This is a genomic window from Microbacterium sp. C448 (assembly GCF_000582705.2).
GTDB classification, from domain to species: Bacteria; Actinomycetota; Actinomycetes; order Actinomycetales; family Microbacteriaceae; genus Microbacterium; species Microbacterium lacus_A.
The window spans coordinates 61,197-82,024 of sequence record NZ_HG779672.1 but is presented as its reverse complement, the minus strand read 5'-3'; the positions used below and the strand labels follow the sequence as shown (position 1 = coordinate 82,024).

Below are 20,828 nucleotides of genomic sequence, written 5' to 3'. Positions count from 1 at the left end.
TCCGCCCCGGCGACCATCACGTTGAATGGCCCCCGGCCGACGAGAGTCCGGGTAACTCCTACCGCGATCAGACGCAGATCTGTGCGGCGTACTTCGGTGCGTTCAGTGGAGTGCTGTTCTCACATGAGACAACCCAGAAGGACATCACCATGCCCAAGAACAAGAAGCCGGCCGGCGGCCGACCCGCGAAGAACTTCGAACCGCGCCGCGGCGAGAAGACCCCCTATCAGGACCGCAAGCGTCAGGGTACGGCGACCGAGGCTCGTTCACAGAAGCCGGGTAGCCGCAGCGCCGGTCACCGCGGGTTCCGCGCCGGGGCCTCGTCCGAAGAGTCGGGCGCTCCCAAGGCCCGCTGGACCTCGGCACAGCGCGCCGGCCGCGAAGAAGCCCGCGGTATCCGCACTCATGCCCACGGCGATCGTCCCGCACGGTCGTTCGACGACCGTCCGGTGCGCGGTCGCGACGAGCGCCGCGACGAGCGCCCCGCGCGTTCGTTCGACGAGCGTCCCGCTCGCTCCTTCGACAATCGTCCCTCGCGCGATGGCGCGGAGCGTCCCGCCCGGCGCGAGTACAACAACGACCGTCCGGCCCGCACGTACGGTGAGCGTCCCGCTCGTTCGTTCGACAACCGCCCGTCCCGTGAGGGTGCGGAGCGCCCTGTGCGTCGTGAGTACAACAACGACCGTCCGGCTCGCACCAATGGTGAGCGTCCGGCGCGTTCGTTCGACGACCGCCCGAAGAGGTCCTTCGACGAGCGCCCTGCGCGTTCGTTCGACGACCGTCCCAAGCGTTCGTTCGACGACCGTCCCGCTCGCGGCCGCGACGAGCGTCCTGCGCGTTCGTTCGCTGAGCGTCCCGCTCGTTCGTTCGACAACCGCCCGTCGCGTGACGGTGCGGAGCGTCCCGCCCGTCGTGAGTACAACAACGACCGCCCCGCGCGCACCTATAGCGAGCGACCTGCGCGTTCGTTCGACGACCGTCCCAAGCGTTCGTTCGACGTGCGACCGGCCCGTTCGTTCGACGACCGCCCGAAGCGCGAGTACAACAGCGACCGTCCCCGTCGCGATGACCGTAGCGGCGCATCCGCCGGCCGCTCCGACTGGTCGAAGAAGCCCGAGCGCACCGCGTCGCACGAGCAGCACGTCGATGTCGTGCACGAGCGTCTGCAGGCCGAAGCGATCCAGGCGACGGACGTCGACGGCGTGAGCTTCGGTGACCTGGGCCTCGGCGACAACATCGTTCGCGCGCTCGCCGACCTGGGTGCCGCGGCTCCGTTCGCGATCCAGGCCGCGACGATCCCCGAGATCATCGCGGGACGCGACATGCTCGCACGTGGCCGCACCGGTTCCGGCAAGACGATCGCCTTCGGCGCTCCGATGGTCGAGAACGTGCTGCGCGGCCAGGCTGGTCAGCGACGCGAGTTCGGCCGCAAGCCGAAGGCGCTCATCCTCGCCCCGACGCGCGAGCTCGCGCTGCAGATCGACCGGACGATCCAGCCGATCGCTCGCAGCGTCGGCCTGTTCACGACCCAGATCTACGGTGGCGTGCCCCAGGCGCGGCAGGTCGGTGCGCTCAAGAAGGGCGTCGACATCATCATCGGCACCCCCGGTCGCATCGAAGACCTCATCAACCAAGGTCGTCTCGACCTCAGCGAGGTTCAGGTCGCGATCATCGACGAGGCCGACCACATGTGCGAGCTCGGATTCCTCGAGCCCGTGCAGCGGATCCTCCGCGAGACCGCGGACGGCTCGCAGAAGCTGCTGTTCTCGGCGACGCTCGACCGCGAGGTCTCGGCGCTCGTCGACGAGTTCCTCGTCGAGCCGGCCGTGCACGAGGTTGCCGGTGAAGACCAGGCCTCCAGCACGATCGAGCACCGTGTGCTCGTGATCGACCACCGCAACAAGGCCGAGATCCTCAGCCGCCTGGTCGACCGTGACGGCAAGACTCTCGTCTTCGCCCGCACCCGTGCGTTCGCCGAGATGCTCGCCGAGCAGTTCGCCGACGAGGGCATCCCCGCCGTCGCCCTGCACGGCGACCTCAACCAGCAGAAGCGCACACGCAACCTCGAGCGCCTGACGTCCGGTCGGGTGAACGTGCTCGTGGCGACGGATGTCGCGGCCCGCGGCATCCACGTTGACGACATCGACCTGATCATCCAGGCCGACGCTCCCGACGAGTACAAGACGTACCTGCACCGTTCGGGCCGTACCGGCCGCGCCGGCAAGCAGGGTCGCGTCGTCACGCTGATCACGCGCCAGCGTCGTCGCAAGATGACCGAGATGCTCGAGCGCGCCGAGATCGTCGCACCGTTCCAGGATGCAGCTCCCGGCGACGACGTGATCGATGAGCTCGCGGGCGGCACGACCGCCGCCGAGCTGACCGCGTAACCAGCACATCGCCGGAAGGGCGCCCCGGGACATCCGGGGCGCCCTTTCGCGTGCCCGCCCGCCGCGCTCAGCTACGTGTTCACTCGAAACACCTGTTCTGCGACGAAACACCCGGTGCCCGGGGGTGTTTCGTCGCACATGGGGTGTTTCGCAGACGTTCGGAGTCAGAACAGGGTCGGTGGGGACACGTCGAAGCGCGGGCCCGAGGGCTTGGAGTCGCGACGGGGTGCCCATGCCGGGCCGCCCGTGAGGCGTGCGCCGGCGGAGCGCGTGGTGATCACCGGACCAGGACCGCGCGCCCGCATCGTCTGCTCCTCTTCGGCGCGCCCGTCGAGTCGGTGCGCCTGGATCAGGGGTCGCACACGTTTCCACAGCCACTGCCGATAGCCCTTCGGTGCGTTGGCCGTCGCGCCCGGATACAGCCCGCGGTACGACGAAACGAGTTCCGGATGCTCCCGCTCGAGCCACTGCATGAACCAGGGCTTCACGCCCGGGCGCAGGTGCAGCGCGCCGTAGACGACGCGCACCGCGCCGGCCTCCTTGATGCGCGCGAGTGCGTCGTCGAGCGCGGGAATGGAGTCGGTCAAGTGCGGCATGACGGGCATCATGAACACCGTCACCCCGAACCCCGCGACTGTGGCGGCGCGCACGGCCTCGAGCCGAGCGGTTGCCGTGGGTGTTCCGGGCTCGATCGAGTGCTGCAGGGCATCGTCGAACACCGCGATCGAGAACGCGAGATCGATGGGCACGTGCTCGCGGGCTGCTGCGAGTACGCCGAGATCGCGTCGGATCAGCGTGCCCTTCGTCAGGATCGACAGGGGGGTGCCCGATTCGGCGAGAGCCTCGATGATCGAGGGCATGAGCGCATACCGTCCCTCGGCGCGCTGGTACGGGTCGGTGTTGGTGCCCAGGGCGACGTGTTCGTGCTGCCAGGACCCCGCACGCAGCTCGCGGCGCAGCACCTCGGCGACGTTGGTCTTCACGACGATCTGCGAATCGAAATCAGCGCCCGCGTCGAGATCGAGGTACTCGTGCGTGCCGCGAGCAAAGCAGTTGTGGCTGACCACACCGTTGGCGATGAAGTCACCCGTCCCCGTTGTGATGTCCACCATGTCGATGTCGTAGCCGAGGTTCTCAACACCGACCACGCGCAGATCGGACGCGGTCTTCACCGCGGTGCCGAGCATTGCCAGTTTGCGGGTTATAGCGGGACGCGCCAGTTGGAAGAATCGTTGCCGCGCGGGCAGGCCTCCCAGAAGACGGACGTTCCGGACACCGTTCGCGTGTTCCGGCTCGACAACCGCACTGAATGCATAATGCGCCAGAGACTCCATGATCGTCCGGATGATGCGCGGATCGCTGTTGCTGATACGGAAGACCCCGCGCGAACAGGATCCCTCCGCATCGAAAACGCCGGACAGGAATCCCGCCCGCCAGCCGCTACTCGGATCGGCGGGGTCGAGGATGAGTTCCTCGATGTGCGCAACCGCTTCCCGTCGCGCCGTGTGAATCGCGGTCATCTGTCGGCGGGTGGTTGTGGCGGGTGTGAATGGGCGTAGCAGGGTCTCGATGCCCTCTGCGAGAAGGAACGCGCGAGTCCGCTCGAGCGCTTCCGTATCTGCGAGAGCGAGACGAAAACGGTTGACTTCGCGCGTACGTTTCGCGTCGACGTAGGTTCCGCGGAAGATCATTCCGTCTCCACGGATCATTCCGGCGAGGTAGCCCCGGCGAAAATCTGTGTCCAGGAGGAGGTCAGGGTTCGCCGCTCCGCCGAGCCCGAACCCTTGGAGCCGGTTGTTCGTCGTCAGAAAGGGTCGCTGTTCGGATCCCGACATCGTCCCTGTGACGTGCTTCCAGCCCCGGTCGCTGAGGAACCGATGGTCGCCGCTGGCGATGATCTGGGTACCGTCCGCAAGGGTGACGCGGTACGCGCGCTTGTGCGTTGACCACTTTGCGCGGACAGTTGTCTCAACGTAGCGCCGGTAGTTTCCCGAGCGCTCGGTTCCCACAATGCGATCGCCGACACGAAGATCACCGAGGCGTCGCTGACGCCCATCCGCCAGCAAGATCAGGGTGTCCGGGTCGAGGCAGTAGGAGCAGGCATGACTGCATCCTCGGTACGGATTGATCGTCCAGTCGAACGGCATCGACGACGCCCCGGGCACGTGATTGAGCGCGGATTTCGCGAGCACCTCGTGAAAGGTGATGCCGGCGAATTCGGGCGTCGTCACGGAACGGACGAGTCCGTCCATTCGTTCCAGCCCCGGTAGCGCGGATTCGTCCGCAACTCCGAGTTGTTGTCCTCGCCAGCGCATCCTATATTCGAACATAAAACCGAAGTATCCGTCAACCCGCGCGGCGCGGGAAGGCGAGCGCCCAGAGTCATCGGACAGAATGAATGGATGACCTCCGCGACCGGGTCACCCGAATCCCGGCGTGCGGCACGGAATGCGGCACCGCCGCACCGCGGCGTACGCAGGCTTGCCGCGGCGTCGATCGGCGTCGCTCTCGCAGTCGCGGCAGTCGCAGGCATCGGCGGAGCGCTCGCCGCGCCTCGCGCCGATCTGAGCCCCGCAGCGGCGACGACCTCACCCGCGCCACCCCCGCCGAGCGCGACTGCCATCCCCGCGCCCACCCTCTCCGAGGCTCCCGTTGCCGAGGGAGCGTTCTGTGATCGGCCCGAAGTTCAGGCGGGGATCGCGGCCGGGGACGATCCGGCCGTGATCGCCGCGGCTGGTGGGGGCGAAGGGCTTCGACAGGCCGTCATCCGCGGCATTGCACCGTGCATCGACCTGCGTGACCCCTCGCATGTGTGGTTCGTCGTGAACAAGACGATGCCGATGGAACCGATCGATTTCGCGCCGTCCGATTGGGTTGCGCCCGGGGGTGTGCCGCTGGGCAACCTCGCCGCCGTGCGGACGGACATCGCGCCGACGGTCACCGCGATGTCCGAGGCATCCATCGCAGCCGGCACGGGGCAGATCGGCATGCAGAACGGATATCGGGGCTACTCCGTGCAGCAGCGCATCCACAACGATCGCGTGGCATCACTCGGCAAGGAGGCCGGTGAGCGACTCGCTGCGCGCCCGGGCTACAGCGAGCACCAGTCGGGTATCGCGATGGACGTTTTCGGATGCACGCCCGGATGCTCGTCGTCGGAGCAGTTCGGAACGACAACGACCTACCAGTGGGTTGTGGAGCACAGCTGGGAGTTCGGCTGGATCATCCGCTACGAAGACGGCCAAACCCCCATCACCGGGTACGACCCCGAAGCCTGGCACCTGCGCTACATCGGCCCCGAGCTGGCCGCCGAGTACCACGCAGGCGGATTCCGCACGCTCGAGGAGTTCTTCGGCCTGTCCGCGGCGCCCGGCTATCTCGACTGAGTCGACGTCGATCGTCATCGGAGATCCGCAGATATCCCGCCGCCGAGCGTCACCCGTGCCCGGTGTCAGGCCCACGGGCGGAAGGCGAGGAAGATCGCGGCGCTGACGATCCAGAACAGCGCGATGAACACGAAGTCCCGCGCCCGGAACGGGATCCGGTACCGCTCGGTTCGATGCGGGTAGGCGCCGAACGCGCGCGCGTCCATCGAGAGGGCGACGCGCTCGGCGTGCCGAATGGCGCCGGCGAGCAGCGGCACGACGTACCCGATCCGTCGCCTCACCGCGGCGATGGGCCCGCGGCCGTACGTGGCGCCGCGGACCCGATGTGCGGCACGGATCACCTCGAGCTCGTGCCCGAAGCGCGGCACGAAACGGAACGCCGCGAGCGCCGTGTATCCGACGCGATACGGAACTCGCAGTTGCTGGATCATCGAGCGGGTCAGGTCGGGCCCCGTCGTGGTCAGCCCCCCGATCAGCGCGAGCACCAGAATCGCTCCAAGCCTCAGTGCGGTCGCGAAACCGATCTCGAGCGCCTCGCCGTAGAGGGTCCAGGAGCCGAGCTGCAGGATCACGACGTCGTGCGAGATGCGCGAGGCATCCGTCCACAGAGAAAATCCGATACCGATCAGCAGCAGGAAAGCGGGCACGGCGAGCAGCAGTATCACGAGCGTCCTGGCCGAGAGGCGGGCGCCCAGGAGGATGACGGCGTATGCAAGCACGAGGAAAGCGGCCGGGGTCGGCAGGTCCCGCACGGCGAGCAGCGCGAGCATCGCCGGCACGGGAGCGGCGATCTTGGCGAGCGGATTCAGGGCGTACAGCAAGCGCCAGCGCGGTTCGGCTTCGTGGCTCTCGGGGCGCACAAGGGTCGGCCCCGGCGTCGCATCGATCACCGCGCAGCCCCCTCGGTCGATTCGGGCGCTCTCTGCGCCTCTGTTCCACCGAGCCGGCCCGAATCCGCCGAGGGAGTCCCCGGAAGATCCGCCAGTCGGACGATTCCCGAGATCTCGGGATGCATCGACAGCTCCGCCAGCGCGGATGCCAACGGCGGTCGACGGAGCCCCGCTGCGCGGAGCAGCTGGTCGTCCGCGAAGATGTCCGCGGTCGGAGCGTGCGCAAGCAGGCGCCCCTCGACGATCACCGCGGTGTGTGTGGCGTACTCGGTCACCAGCTGCATGTCGTGCGTCACCACGATGACGGTCGTGCCCTGCGCGTTGAGCTCGGCGAGAATCCCGAGCAGCTCGTCGGCGCGCGCGCGATCCTGGCCGAACGTCGGTTCGTCGAGCGCCAGCACCGGTGCGCCGGCGATCAACGCCGTGCCCACAGACAGGCGCCGCTTCTGTCCACCGGACAGCAGGAAGGGATGGGATGCTTCGCGCCCGGTCAGCCCGAAGCGCTCGAGCATGTCCGCGACCCGCGTCTGAATCTCTGCCTCGTTTGCGCCGCGCAGGCGGAGACCCTGCGCCAACTCGTCGAAGACGCTGTTCGTGACGAACTGGTGCTCGGGATTCTGGAAGACGAAGCCGATCCGCGCCGTCAGCGCCGCAACATCCGCGCGGCCCGGGTCGATCCCGTCGACGACCACCCGGCCACGCGGCGGCGGCACGACACCCGCGATCGCTTGAACGAGTGTCGTCTTGCCCGCTCCGTTCGGGCCCACGACGGCGAGGAACTCGCCCGCGCGGACGTCGAGGTCGATGCCGTGCAGCACCGGGGTGCGGCCGCGACGGACGGTCAGATCGCGGACGCGAATGATCGGCTCGGCGGGTGCGGGTGCCGTCACGGGAGCGGGTGTAGGGCTGGACGTGCGTGGCACAGCGGTCGAAGCATCCGTCCTCACCGTGTCCGCACCGCCCGCTGCCGGTTGAGCCGCTGTCTCGAGCGCGGCACGCAGTTCGGCGGCGGTGAGGGGGAGCGGATCGAGCGCATACCCCGCAGCGCGGAGCCGCAGCGCGGCGAGCGCCGACACCGGCAGCCACACCCCGAGCGCACTCAGCTCGGCGGCGCGCCCGCGGAGCACGGCATCCGTGGTTCCATCGGCCACGAGGCGCCCGTTCGCGTCGAGCACGAGCACGCGCGTGACGAGCTCGACCATCACGTCGAGGTTGTGCTCGACCAACACGACCGAGCGTTCACCCGCCGCCACGACATCGGTCAGCGCAGCCGCGACGTCGTCGATGCCCTGTGGGTCGAGGTTGGCCGTGGGCTCATCCAGCACCAGCAGGCCCGATCCCATCGCGAGGGCGGTCGCGATCGCGAGGCGCTGACGACCACCGCCCGACAGTCGGTCAGGGTTGTCGTCGCGTCGCTCCCAGAGGCCGACGCGACGGAGGGATGCCTCGGCCCGGGACAGGACCTCGGGCACGGGGAGCGCGAGATTCTCGGGGCCGAACGCCACCTCGTCGAAGACGGTGGACGTGACGATCTGAGCGTCCGGGTCCTGGAACACCATCGCCACGCTCGGGCTCAGCTCGGCGACCGTCGCTTGGGTGGTGTCACGGCCGTCGATCAGCACGCTGCCGCTGATGTCGGCGGGGATCGCGTGGGGGATGAGGCCGTTCAAGCTGAGCGCGAGGGTCGACTTGCCCGAGCCGCTCGGCCCGAGGATCAGCACCACCTCGCCTGGTCCGACCGAGAACGAGACACCGTCCGGTGCCGCGCTCGCCGCGTCGGGATACCGCACGGCAAGGTGCGTCACGGTCGCCGAAACGCCCGCGCGGCGAGGTGCGGACGAGAAGTCGGGGGAAGCGGTCACAGAAGCCTCGGGTGGAAACCCAGAGAACCAGGCACCCTGGTTCTCATCCCAATTTAGCTGAGCCTTACCTTCCTCGGCAATGAAGGGGTCGGGTGCGTGGGCCGCGGGCCGGGCCGGCGTCAGCGGGGAACGCGCGAGACGCCGGCGCGACGCAGCGCGGCGCCGATAGCCAGACCGACGGCCGTCCAGGCGATGGGGCCGAGGATCGAGAGCGCGATATAGATTGCCTGGGCCCAGAGGGGCAAGCGCGCGAGGTCGACCACAAAGCCGACGACCACGGCGATGAGGATGCCGATGATCGCCGCCGAGACGAAGAAGCGCCACGCCCCCCACGCTCGATAGCGAGTCAGGGCCGCGACACCCTCCTGAATCAGTCCGAAGAGGAGGGCCGTGCCGAGAAAACGCAGAGCCCACGCCGGGTTGAAAGCACTCGCAACAAGCGCCGCGATCAGGTGGGCGAGCAGCGCTACGAAGGGCATGCGCAGGAGTTCCTGCGCGATGATTCCGGGCAAGACATGCGAGCCGAGCACCAGGCCGTAGGCCACGCCAGCGGTGCCGATGATCACAACGGGCGTGAGCCATCCGGCCACCGCGCCGACGAGTCCCGTTGCAACGCCGATCGCCGCGCACGTGAGCAGCACGCGCGTCGTCAGGGGGCTCCGGGTGCGCATCCCGTCAGGTTATCGCTCCACCGGGGTCCGGCGGCGACCCGTGCGCCGGACAAAACCCGCGGTCGCGCTCAGGGGCGACGGCGCCGCGGGGTGAGGCGGACGCCCGGCAGGGGAGGTGCGGGAACGCGCTCGTCGCCGTGAGCCACGACGTGGCCGAAGCGTGTCGAGCCCGCCTCCCACGCATCCCTCGCCTCGACGATCTCGTCGTGGGTGCGCCCGACGAAGTTCCACCACATCACCAGGTCGGACTCGAACGGTTCACCGCCGATGAGGAAGAGCGTCGCGGGCCCGGCAGCGGTCACGTCGATGTGGTCGCGACCGACACCGAGGTACAGCAGCTCGTGGGGTCCGAGCGGCGCGGCCGCGGGACCGCCATCGCCCGGACCTGAGGCATCCGTCCCTATTCCCGCCGCGACATCGGCCGCACCGAACGCGCCGACCAGCGCGTACTCCCACTCGCGCCGCAGGGGGATACGCGCGGTCGATCCGGCCGTCACGACAATCTCGGCACCGACCAGGGGAGTGAACGCGCTCGCGGGCGATGTCGTGCCGGCGAGTTCACCCATCACGACCGTCGCGGTGCCGGCGGGTGTGCCCTTCGGCGACTGCACATCGAGTGTCGGCAGTGCGGTATGGCGTTCGAACAACGGTGCGCCGTGGCGACGGGACTCGGGCAGCGCGATCCACAGCTGCAGGGCGTCGAGGGGAATCGGACGCTCGCCGACCGAATACTCCGAGTGCGAGATGCCCGCGCCGCTCGTCATCAGATTCAGCTCGCCCCGCGTGACGACGACGTCGCTCCCCACGCTGTCGCGGTGATGCACCTCGCCGACGAACGGCCACGTCACCGTCTGGAGTCCGATATGGGGGTGCGGTTCCACCCGCATCAGCGCCTCTTGCGGGCCGAAACGATCGAGAAAGCACCACGCGCCGACCATGGGTAGCTCGCGGTGCGGCAGGATGCGGCGCACCTCCATGGCGCGCACCCCACCGAGCGGTACGTCGCGCGCCTCGAGACGCAGCGAACGCGGGCCATCCCAATCGGATGCCTGCTGCACATCCTCGTCGCCGGCCGCGTCCAGCCGGGTCATCCCGCCGACTCGCCCGTCGTCGCGGACTCCTGCGCGTCGGATTCGTCGGGCCAGTCGATGACGCCGCCGGGTACTTCGTGATCCTTGAGGTAGCTGGCGATGAACGGGCAGAGCGGCACGATCGTCTCGCCGCGGCGAGCGGCATCCGCGAGTGACTCGGAGGCGATGATGTCGCCGAAGCCGCGACCGCGGAATGCCTTGTCGATCTGGGTGTGGGTGAACGCGATCCGTCCACCCTCGCTGAGTTCGAATACGGCGAACCCGGCGAGTTCGTCGCCGTCCTTCAGCTCGTAGCGGTTGCGTTCGTCGTTGCGGATGACCGTCGGGGCGGCCGGGGCCTCATTCATTGCGCTGCCGTCGTGGCTCATGGGGTTCCTTCCCTCGGTTGTTCCAACGTAGGCGCGCACGGTCGTGTTCCGCGACGGGGTGGACAGGTCAGGAAAACACGCTTCGGTCCTCTTCTCCGGCCGCATGGGGAAGACTCGAGGAATGGACCTTCTCGCACGGATGCCCCCGAGCACCGACGCGAGCCCGGACGTGATCTACGAAGCTTTCGTCGATTGGGCTTCCGAGCGGGGCCTGAGTCTGTATCCGGCGCAGGACGAGGCCGTCATCGAGCTCGTCTCGGGGGCGCACGTGATCCTGTCGACGCCGACGGGCACCGGTAAGTCTCTCGTCGCCGTCGCGGCGCATGCCGCCTGCCTCGCTCGCGGCGGTCGCACCTATTACACGGCGCCGATCAAGGCGCTCGTGAGCGAGAAGTTCTTCGCGCTCGCCGAGATCTTCGGGGCGTCGAACGTCGGTATGGTGACGGGCGATTCGTCGGCCAATCCGGATGCTCCGATCATCTGCTGCACCGCCGAGATCCTCGCGAACCTGGCTCTGCGTCAGGGTTCCGACGCATCCGTCGATCAAGTCGTGATGGACGAGTTCCACTACTACGGCGATCCCGACCGCGGCTGGGCGTGGCAGGTACCGCTGCTGCTGCTCCCGCGCGCGCAGTTCCTGCTCATGTCGGCCACGCTCGGCGATGTGACGCCGATCGTGGAGGATCTCGAGCGCCGAACGGGCAGGCCGGTCGCCCTCGTGACGGGCGTCGAGCGGCCCGTGCCTCTGCACTTCTCGTACTCGAAGGATCAGATCCACGAGGCTGTTGAAGAGCTGCTCGAGACGAAACAGGCGCCGATCTACGTCGTCCATTTCTCGCAGGCAGCGGCCATGGAGCGGGCGCAGGCCCTCTCGAGCGTGAAGATCGTTTCACGCGAGCAGCGCGACGAGATCGCCGAGGCGATCGGAGGCTTCCGCTTCACCACGGGCTTCGGCAAGACGCTCTCGCGCCTCGTACGTGCGGGCATCGGGGTGCATCACGCGGGCATGCTGCCCAGGTACCGCCGCCTCGTCGAGACCCTGGCCCAGCGCGGCCTCCTGCGGGTCATCTGCGGCACCGACACCCTCGGCGTCGGCATCAATGTCCCGATTCGCACGGTGCTCATCACGGCGCTGTCGAAATACGACGGACAGCGGATGCGTCAGCTCAGCGCCCGCGAATTCCACCAGATCGCCGGGCGCGCCGGGCGAGCGGGTTACGACACCGCCGGAACCGTCGTCGTGATGGCACCCGAGCATGAGATCGAGAACGAAGCGGCTCTCCGGAAGGCCACGGCCAAGCAGGCGCAGAACCCGTCGTCGAAGGTCAAGAACATCGTCCGCAAGAAAGCTCCGCAGGGGTTCGTGTCGTGGGGCGAGGCATCCTTCGACAAGCTCGTGGTGGCCGAGCCCGAACCGCTGCTGCCGCAGATGCAACTCACGGCGGCGATGCTGATCAACGTCATCGCTCGGGGCGGTGACGTGTTCGCGAACGTCCGCTCGCTGGTGTTCGACAACCACGAGCCCCTGGCGCGCCGTTACGCCCTCGCGCGCCGGGCGCTGGCGATCTTCCGCACTCTTCGTCAGGCCGGCATCGTCGAGGTCGGGGCGGAAGGCACCATCCGTCTGACCGTCGACCTGCAGCCGAACTTCGCGCTGAACCAGCCCCTCTCGCCGTTCGCGCTCGCCGCGATCGAGTTGCTGGACCCTTCGACAGGCTCAGGGCAGGCCGGATCAGAGGTGGCCGACGCCGTCGGTACGGGGCATTACGCACTCGACGTGCTGAGCGTGATCGAGGCCACGCTCGACGACCCGCGGCCCGTGCTTTCGCAGCAGCAGTTCCGCGCGCGCGGCGAGGCGGTCGCGGCGATGAAGAGCGCCGGCATCGAGTACGACGAGCGGATGGCGGCGCTCGAAGAGGTCACGCATCCGAAGCCGCTCGAGGAGCTCCTGGCCCAGGCGTACGAGGTCTTCGCGTCGAGTCAGCCGTGGATCCGCGACTTCGAGCTCTCGCCCAAGTCGGTCGTCCGCGACATGTACGAGCGGGCGCTGTCGTTCGCCGAGTTCGTGTCGCTGTACCAGCTCGGGCGAAGTGAGGGTTTGGTGTTGCGCTACCTCAGCGACGCCTACCGGGCGATTCGGCAGACGGTGCCGATCGAGGCTCAGACCGAAGATCTCCTCGACGTCGTCGCTTGGCTCGGTGAGCTCGTCCGGCAGGTCGATTCCAGCCTGGTTGACGAGTGGGAGAGCCTGATCAATCCGGTGGCTGATCCTTCCGCACCGGTCGTACCGCCGCCCCCGCCCTCGCTCGTGCGCAATCGTCGGGCATTCACGGTGCTGGTGCGCAACGAGCTGTTCCGGCGCATCCGTCTGGCGGCTCTTCAGCAGGACGACGAGCTTGTCGAGCTCGATCCCGACGCCGGATGGCCGGATGCGCTCGACGCGTACTTCGACGAGCACGACGAGATCTTGACGGGCGGTCCGGCGCGATCTCCCGCGCTCGTCGCGATCGACGAGTCGGATGCCGCGAACGGCATATGGCGGGTCGAGCAGACGATCGACGACCCGGATGGCAACCACGACTGGCGGATCCGCGGGTCGGTCGATCTCGATGCGTCCGACGAGGAGGGTGCCGCGGTGCTGCACGTCGACGAGGTCCTGCGGCTGTAACGTCCACGCCCCGTGGTCGACGCGGGACGCCGCGAACATCCGAGAGGTGTGGTTGGCTTTCGTGTCGCCCAAAACTAGCCCCGTGTTCACTTCAGCCCCAGCGAACCTCCGAGATGTTCGCTGCTCGTCGCGCTGCCCCCGCCCGGGCCGAGCGTCGGGGGCGCTCGTTACACTCGACAGGTGCCCCCAGCCCCTTCCGATCCGTCCGCCGCGGGCGAGCAGTGGGCCGGTGCGTGGGACGAACCGCCACCGGATGACTGGGCCCCCGAACCCGACGACTGGGTGCCGCCGCCCGACACCGGCGGGTCCCCGCCCGACTGGGCAGCCCCGACCCCGATCGCGACAGGCTCCAGCCGCCCGGGCTCGGTAACCGCACCCCCGCGCGAGCGCCGCGCCGCCGCATCCGGCTATGCGACTCCGCTCGATGCCCTCCGCACCGTCTACGGCTACGACGCGTTCCGCGGTGACCAGGCCGAGGTCATCCAGCATGTCGTCGCGGGTGGCGATGCCATCGTCCTGATGCCCACGGGCGCCGGCAAGAGTGTCTGTTACCAAGTCCCGGCGCTCGTCCGTGAGGGCACGGGCCTGGTCGTCTCGCCTCTCATCGCTCTGATGCACGACCAGGTCGACGCCCTCCGCGCCAACGGCGTTCGGGCCGCCTACCTCAACTCCACGCAGGCGCCCGATGAGCGGGCCCAGGTCGAGCGGGACTACCTCGCGGGTGAGCTCGACCTGCTCTACGTCGCCCCTGAGCGGTTGAACACCTCGTCCACCGCGCGTCTGCTCGACGGCGGCAAGCTCAGCGTCATCGCGATCGACGAGGCTCACTGTGTTTCGCAGTGGGGTCACGACTTCCGTCCCGACTACCTCGGGCTCGGCGACCTGGCCGAGCGGTTCCCGGGCGTTCCGCGCCTCGCCCTGACGGCGACGGCAACGCCCGCAACGCACGCCGAGATCGGTGAGCGGCTGCGTCTGCCCGAGGCCCGGCACTTCGTCGCGAGCTTCGATCGCCCGAACATCCAGTACCGCGTCGAGCCGAAGGTCGAGCCGCGCAAGCAGCTGCTGTCCTTCATCCGAACCCAGCCCGAGGGATCGGCCGGGATCGTCTACGCGCTCAGCCGCAAGAGTGTCGACCAGACCGCCGCCTACCTGCGCACGCAGGGGATCAACGCGCTGCCGTATCACGCGGGTCTTGACACCTCGACGCGCTCGACGCACCAGTCCCGGTTCCTGCGCGAAGACGGTGTGGTGATGGTCGCGACGATCGCGTTCGGTATGGGGATCGACAAGCCGGATGTCCGTTTTGTCGCGCACGTCGACCTGCCGAAGTCGGTCGAGGGCTACTACCAAGAGACGGGCCGTGCGGGCCGCGACGGTGAGCCATCCGTCGCCTGGATGGTCTACGGCCTCGGCGACGTGGTGCAGCAGCGCCGCATGATCGACCAGAGCCCGGGCGACCGCTCGTACAAGACGCGTCTCGGTCAGCACCTCGACGCGATGCTGGCGCTCTGCGAGACGGTCGGATGCCGCCGGCAGAACCTGCTCGGATATTTCGGCGAAGCATCCGGTCCGTGTGGCAACTGCGATACCTGTCTCACTCCGCCCGAGACCTGGGACGGACTCGTGCCTGCGCAGAAGCTCCTCTCGACCATCGTGCGTCTGCAACGCGAGCGCGGCCAGGCCTTCGGTGCGGGCCATCTCGTCGACATCCTGCGCGGGGCGTCCACCGACCGCATCCGGCAACAGGGCCACGACAAGCTCTCGACCTATGGCCTGGGCGTCGAGTTGAGCGACCAGGACTGGCGGAGCGTCATCCGTCAGCTGCTCGCTCGCGGCATCCTTGTGGCGCAGGGTGAATACGGCACCCTGGCGCTCGGCGAACCGGCCGGCTCCGTACTGCGCGGAGAGGCGCCCGTGCCCTTGCGGCGTGATGTGCTCGGGCGCACCGGCGGGGGCGGCGGCTCCCGTTCGCGGCGAACGGCCGCATCAGCGGACGTGGATGCGGCCGACCGGCCGCTGTTCGAAGCACTCCGCGCCTGGCGGGCCGAAACGGCGCGCGAGCTGGGTATGCCGGCGTACATCGTGTTCGGCGATGCGACCCTGCGCGCGTTGGCCGAGCACCGGCCCTCGTCGGCGGCCGAGCTGGATGGGATCACGGGCATCGGCGCGAAGAAGCGCGAGGCATACGGCGAGGCCGTCCTGGCGGTGATCGCCGGCACGTAGCCGCCCCGGTCATGCCCCCGACCGCGAGCAGGGCCAGTCCGATACCCGTGTGTGGGGAGGCGACAATCCACCCGGTGAACGGGGTGCGGGGCCTTTGGCGTAAACGTACAGGCGAGTTCACCCATCGTTGTGGCAGTCCTACGATGACGTCAACCCCTGTAGTTTTCGCTGTCGAGAGGACAGTCATGGCTGACACCGCCGTTCGCTCCCGCAAGCCCTCGAGTGACAAGCGCACCCCCGCGGGTGGTGCGAAGCCGGCGCCGACCAGCGCCGTCGAGGCATCCGATCCGCGCATCGATATCGAGCAGGTCACCGACCTCCTGCTCGGCACGTGGGCCGACACACGCCGCGTCGCCCGCGAGATGACGAAGAATCCCGACCTCTGGCGTGACGATTCGCTCGCGATGGACGAGCACCGCGAGCGCGTGCTCGGCCAGCTGCGGCTCCTGGTCGAGCAGGGTGGCGTGCACCGCGCCTTCCCCAAGGCGTACGGCGGCGAAGAGAACAACGGCTCCAACATCGCCGGGTTCGAAGAGCTCGTCACGGCCGACCCGAGCCTGCAGATCAAGGCGGGCGTCCAGTGGGGTCTGTTCGGCTCGGCGGTGCTGCAACTCGGTACCAAGGAGCACCACGACAAGTGGCTGCCCGGCATCATGAGCCTCGACATCCCGGGCGCTTTCGCGATGACCGAGACCGGACACGGATCGGATGTCGCGGCGATCGGCACGACGGCGACCTACGACGTCGACGCCGAAGAGTTCGTCATCCAGACCCCCTTCCGCGGTGCGTGGAAGGACTACCTCGGCAACGCAGCCCTGCACGGCATCGCTGCGACCGTGTTCGCGCAGCTCATCACGAACGGCGTCAACCACGGCGTGCACTGCTTCTATGTGCCGCTCCGCGATGAGAACGGCGACTTCCTGCCCGGCATCGGCGGCGAAGACGACGGGCTGAAGGGCGGACTCAACGGCATCGACAACGGCCGCCTGCACTTCGACGGCGTCCGGATTCCGCGCACCAACCTCCTGAACAAGTACGGTGACGTCGCCGCCGACGGCACCTACTCGAGCGACATCTCGAGCCCCGGCCGCCGTTTCTTCACGATGCTCGGCACCCTCGTGCAGGGACGCGTCTCGCTCGATGGATCTGCCATGTGGGCGTCCGCACTGGGCCTGAACATCGCGATCACCTACGCGACGCAGCGCCGCCAGTTCGACTCCGGTGCGGGTACCGACGAGGTCGTCTTGATGGACTACGGGCGGCACCAGCGTCGTCTGCTGCCGCGCCTCGCGACCACGTACGCGGGCCTCTTCGCCCACGACGAGTTCCTGCAGAAGTTCGACGCCGTGTTCAGCGGCAAGTCCGACACCGACGCGGACCGCGAAGACCTCGAGACCCTCGCCGCGGCACTCAAGCCCCTCTCGACCTGGCACGCGCTCGACACGCTCCAGGAGTCGCGCGAGGCTTGCGGCGGCAACGGCTTCCTGTTCGAGAACCGCCTCGTGGGCCTGCGCGCCGACCTTGACATCTTCGCGACGTTCGAGGGCGACAACAACGTGTTGCTGCAGCTCGTCGGCAAGCGTCTGCTGACCGACTACGGGCGGCAGTTCAAGGACAAGGATGCTCGGGCTCTCGCGGCGTTCGCCGTCGGGCAGACCGCGGGCAAGTTCTTCCACGGTGCCGGCCTCCGCCAGCTCGGGCAGGCGGTCAGCGACCTGGGATCAACCGCGCGTTCGGTCGAGCGGGGTCTGCGTGCTGACCAGCAGCACGAGCTGCTCGCTGGTCGGGTGCAGCAGATGGTTGCCGACATCGCCGGGCGTTTGCGGCCCGCGGCGAAGCTGCCGCGCGACGAGGCTGCCGCGTTGTTCAACGCCAACCAGTCCGAGCTGATCGAGGCGGCGCGCGCGCACGGTGAGCTGCTGCAGTGGGAGGCGTTCACCGACGCCCTCGCACGCGTCACGGACGAGGGCAGCCGTCAGGTTCTCACGTGGCTGCGTGACCTGTTCGGGCTGAGTATGATCGAGAAGCACCTGGCCTGGTATCTCATCAACGGGCGTCTCTCCGCTCAGCGTGCCGGGGCTGTCTCGAGCTACATCGACCGCCTGTGCGTGCGACTGCGGCCGCATTCGCTCGACCTCGTCGAGGCCTTCGGTTTCGCCCCCGAGCACGTGCGCGCGCCCATCGCGACGGGTGCTGAGAAAGCGCGCCAGGACGAGGCGCGGGCGTATTACGCCGCGCTCGAGGCATCCGGTTCCGCTCCCGTTCCCGAGAAGAAGGCGACGGCTCCGACCCGAGCCTGAGTCTTTATCGCATGCCGGAGGCCGGACGCAACCCATCGCGCCCGGCCTCCGGCATGCGTAGGGTCTTGCGCGGCGGGCCGATTGGCAGCGCCATAAACACCGGAAGCAGGCATCCTCATGAGCATCGGATTCGGCATTTTTCTTTTCGCGGTCGGCGCGATCTGCGCCTTCGCGCTCAACATCGACCTGGGCTGGATCGACATCAAGACCGTCGGCTACATCCTGATGGGCGCCGGAGCGATCATCACGATCATCGGAATCGCCCTGCTGGCACGCCGCCGCAGCGTCGCCTCGACGACCCGCAGTGGCGTCGATCCCGTCTCGGGTGAGCGCGTCACGCGCAGCGAGACCAGCGCACCCGAAGACCCGCGCGTCTGACACGGCCGCTCCGCTGTCACAGATCGACCCTCCGCGCCCGCGCCGACGTCGATCTGTGACAGCGGAGCATCCCGTCGCCGTTCATCGCGGACACACAACGTCCGCGGTGTGGGGCACACTGGTCCCCGAAGAGGGGGCCACTCATGGTTGATCGACAGGCGGGACACGTCGCCGACGCGCACGAAGTCATCCGGGTCATCGGCGCGCGCGAAAACAATCTGAAGAACGTTTCGCTCGAGATTCCGAAGCGGCGCCTGACGGTCTTCACCGGGGTGAGTGGATCGGGCAAGTCGTCGCTCGTCTTCGGCACGATCGCCGCCGAATCGCAGCGCCTGATCAACGAGACGTACTCGACCTTCATTCAGCAGTTCATGGCGGCCCCCGACCGTCCCGACGTGGACGCGCTCGAGAACCTCTCGCCCGCGATCCTCGTCGATCAGGAGCGGATGGGCGCGAACGCACGCTCAACGGTGGGAACAGCGACGGACGCACACGCAATGCTGCGGATGCTGTTCAGTCGGCTCGGCACACCGCAGATCGGATCGCCGCAGGCCTTCTCGTTCAACGTCCCGTCGGTGAGCGGGTCGGGCGTGATCAAGAAAGATGACGGCACGCGTGAGGCGCGATCGTTCTCTGTCACGGGTGGGATGTGCCCGCGATGCGAAGGCCTCGGCGAGGCCAGTGACATCGACCTGGACGAACTGTTCGACAGCGGCAAATCGCTCGCCGAGGGCGCCATCACGATCCCCGGCTACACCGTCGATGGGTGGATGGTCCGCGGCTTCACGGAGTCGGGCTTTCTCGACCCGGACAAGAAGATCCGCGACTTCACCGAGCAGGAGCGTCAGGACTTCCTCTATAAAGAGCCCGTCAAGGTCAAGATGCGCGACTTCAACATGACGTACGAGGGGCTCATCCCGAAGATCACGAAGAGCTTCCTGCAGAAAGATCGCGATGCGCTGCAGCCCCACATCCGTGCTTTCGTCGACCGGGCGGTCAAGTTCACCGCCTGCCCCGACTGCGGGGGTACCCGTCTGAGCGAGGCGGCGCGGTCGTCGAAGATCGATGGTGTCAGCATCGCGGATGCGGCGGCCATGCAGATCACGGACCTCGCGGCGTGGCTCCGGACCGTCGATGACCCCGAAGTCGCGCCCCTTCTGGTCGGGCTGCGGCACCTGATCGACTCGTTTGTCGAGATCGGTCTCGGCTACCTTTCGCTGGACCGGTCGAGCGGGACGCTTTCGGGCGGTGAGGCGCAGCGCACCAAGATGATCCGCCACCTCGGATCGAGCCTGACGGACATTACGTACGTCTTCGACGAGCCCACGGCGGGTTTGCATCCGCACGACATCGAGCGCATGAACGACCTGCTGCGGCGCCTGCGAGACAAGGGCAACACCGTGCTCGTCGTCGAGCACAAGCCCGAGGTGATCGCGATCGCCGACCACGTGGTGGACCTGGGGCCGGGGGCGGGTCGTAGCGGCGGCCAGATCACCTACACGGGGGATGTCCCGGGTCTGCGTGCGTCGGACACCCTGACGGGTCGGCACCTCGACCATCGCGCTCAGCTCAAGTCGTCGGTCCGCGCGTCGAAGAACGCCCTGCAGATTCGCGGCGCGAGCCAGCACAACTTGCAGAACGTCGACGTCGACATTCCGCTCGGCATCCTGACGGTTGTGACCGGGGTCGCGGGATCGGGTAAGTCGTCGCTGATCCACGGACACTTGCCCTCGTTCGACGACGTGGTGATCGTCGACCAGGCCCCGATCCGCGGCTCGCGCCGCAGCAATCCGGCGACGTACACGGGTGTGCTCGACGGAATCCGGACGGCCTTCGCGAAGGCCAACGGCGTCAAACCCGCCCTCTTCAGCGCCAACTCGGCGGGTGCGTGCCCCGTGTGCAAAGGCCTCGGCATCATTATCACCGAACTCGGATTCGCCTCGACGGTCGAGACCGTCTGCGAGGTGTGCGAGGGCAAGGGGTTCTCGGACGAGGTGCTCGAGTACCGCCTGAACGGTGCGAACATTCACGAGGTCATGTCGATGTCGGCGCTCGAGGCATCCGAATTCTTCACGACCGGTCCCGCTCACACCACCCTCGCCCGGATGGTGGATGTGGGGCTCGCGTACATCACGCTCGGTCAGCGTCTCAACACCCTCTCGGGGGGCGAGCGCCAGCGCCTGAAGCTCGCCATCAGCATGGCCAAGAAGGGCGCGGTGTACGTGCTCGACGAACCCACCACCGGACTGCACCTGGCCGACGTCGACAACCTTCTGGGGCTCCTCGACCGCTTGGTCGACGCCGGGAACTCGGTCATCGTGATCGAGCATCACCAGGCGGTGATGGCCCATGCGGACTGGATCATCGACATGGGTCCGGGTGCCGGGCGCGACGGCGGGAAGATCGTCTTCGAGGGCCCTCCGGCCGAGCTGGTGGCCTCGGGTGAGACACTCACCGCCCAGCACCTGCGGGCCTACGTCGGCTCCTGAAACCCATTCTTCGCTTCGTCTGGTTACGATGACTGGGTCGAGATGGGTAAACATCCCCATCGTCCCCACGCGGGGACTCTGCGTAACATGCGTCCGTCGAGATCGACAACCGGCG

Annotated in this window: 13 protein-coding genes; 7 read left to right on the top strand and 6 right to left on the bottom strand. The window is 68.0% G+C overall.

Annotation, left to right across the window (positions count from 1 at the left end; all coding sequences use genetic code 11):
• Positions 1 to 149 precede the first annotated feature (149 nt).
• Complete coding sequence (locus MIC448_RS08180) at positions 150 to 2,387, top strand: DEAD/DEAH box helicase (protein ID WP_036298111.1); 2,238 nt, start codon at positions 150 to 152, stop codon at positions 2,385 to 2,387.
• Positions 2,388 to 2,551: 164 nt separating this feature from the next.
• Here MIC448_RS08180 and MIC448_RS08175 read toward each other — a convergent pair whose 3' ends face one another.
• Positions 2,552 to 4,702 (bottom strand): intein-containing Rv2578c family radical SAM protein, encoded by a 2,151-nt coding sequence (locus MIC448_RS08175; protein WP_199484423.1) that lies wholly within the window; start codon positions 4,700 to 4,702, stop codon positions 2,552 to 2,554.
• Positions 4,703 to 4,789: 87 nt separating this feature from the next.
• Between MIC448_RS08175 and MIC448_RS08170 the strand changes: the two genes are divergently transcribed.
• Entirely contained in the window at positions 4,790 to 5,773 is a 984-nt protein-coding gene (locus tag MIC448_RS08170; RefSeq protein WP_051513403.1) for a M15 family metallopeptidase, read from the top strand.
• A gap of 65 nt (positions 5,774 to 5,838) precedes the next feature.
• Here the strand turns inward: MIC448_RS08170 and MIC448_RS08165 are convergent, their stop codons facing one another.
• The 5 genes from MIC448_RS08165 to MIC448_RS08145 all read right to left on the bottom strand — a co-directional run bounded on the left by MIC448_RS08165 (position 5,839) and on the right by MIC448_RS08145 (position 10,655).
• Positions 5,839 to 6,633, bottom strand: coding sequence for an energy-coupling factor transporter transmembrane protein EcfT (locus MIC448_RS08165; protein WP_036298182.1), 795 nt, complete (start codon positions 6,631 to 6,633; stop codon positions 5,839 to 5,841).
• Between the two features lie 26 nt (positions 6,634 to 6,659).
• Positions 6,660 to 8,525: an ABC transporter ATP-binding protein gene (locus tag MIC448_RS08160; RefSeq protein ID WP_081766274.1), complete on the bottom strand. Its 1,866-nt coding sequence runs from the start codon at positions 8,523 to 8,525 to the stop codon at positions 6,660 to 6,662.
• Between the two features lie 119 nt (positions 8,526 to 8,644).
• Complete coding sequence (locus MIC448_RS08155) at positions 8,645 to 9,196, bottom strand: ECF transporter S component (RefSeq protein ID WP_036298110.1); 552 nt, start codon at positions 9,194 to 9,196, stop codon at positions 8,645 to 8,647.
• 68 nt (positions 9,197 to 9,264) lie between these two features.
• A complete protein-coding gene (locus MIC448_RS08150) occupies positions 9,265 to 10,287 on the bottom strand; it encodes a pirin family protein (protein ID WP_036298109.1) in 1,023 nt (340 codons plus the stop codon).
• Positions 10,284 to 10,655, bottom strand: coding sequence for a GNAT family N-acetyltransferase (locus MIC448_RS08145; RefSeq protein WP_232711519.1), 372 nt, complete (start codon positions 10,653 to 10,655; stop codon positions 10,284 to 10,286). Before MIC448_RS08145 ends, MIC448_RS08150 begins: the two co-directional genes overlap by 4 nt.
• A 121-nt stretch (positions 10,656 to 10,776) precedes the next feature.
• On the opposite strand from MIC448_RS08145, the gene MIC448_RS08140 reads away from it, so the two are divergent.
• From MIC448_RS08140 to MIC448_RS08120, 5 genes are all read left to right on the top strand, one after another.
• Entirely contained in the window at positions 10,777 to 13,323 is a 2,547-nt protein-coding gene (locus tag MIC448_RS08140) for an RNA helicase (protein ID WP_199484422.1), read from the top strand.
• 180 nt (positions 13,324 to 13,503) lie between these two features.
• The gene (gene recQ, locus MIC448_RS08135; protein ID WP_051513401.1) at positions 13,504 to 15,546 is read left to right on the top strand and encodes a DNA helicase RecQ; all 2,043 of its coding nucleotides are present in this window, start codon (positions 13,504 to 13,506) and stop codon (positions 15,544 to 15,546) included.
• 185 nt (positions 15,547 to 15,731) lie between these two features.
• On the top strand, positions 15,732 to 17,846 hold the full coding sequence (locus MIC448_RS08130; protein ID WP_036298108.1) for an acyl-CoA dehydrogenase: 2,115 nt from the start codon (positions 15,732 to 15,734) through the stop codon (positions 17,844 to 17,846).
• A gap of 117 nt (positions 17,847 to 17,963) precedes the next feature.
• Positions 17,964 to 18,224: a DUF6458 family protein gene (locus MIC448_RS08125; protein WP_036298107.1), complete on the top strand. Its 261-nt coding sequence runs from the start codon at positions 17,964 to 17,966 to the stop codon at positions 18,222 to 18,224.
• A 143-nt stretch (positions 18,225 to 18,367) separates the two neighbouring features.
• A complete protein-coding gene (locus tag MIC448_RS08120) occupies positions 18,368 to 20,713 on the top strand; it encodes an excinuclease ABC subunit UvrA (RefSeq protein WP_036298106.1) in 2,346 nt (781 codons plus the stop codon).
• Positions 20,714 to 20,828: the final 115 nt, after the last annotated feature.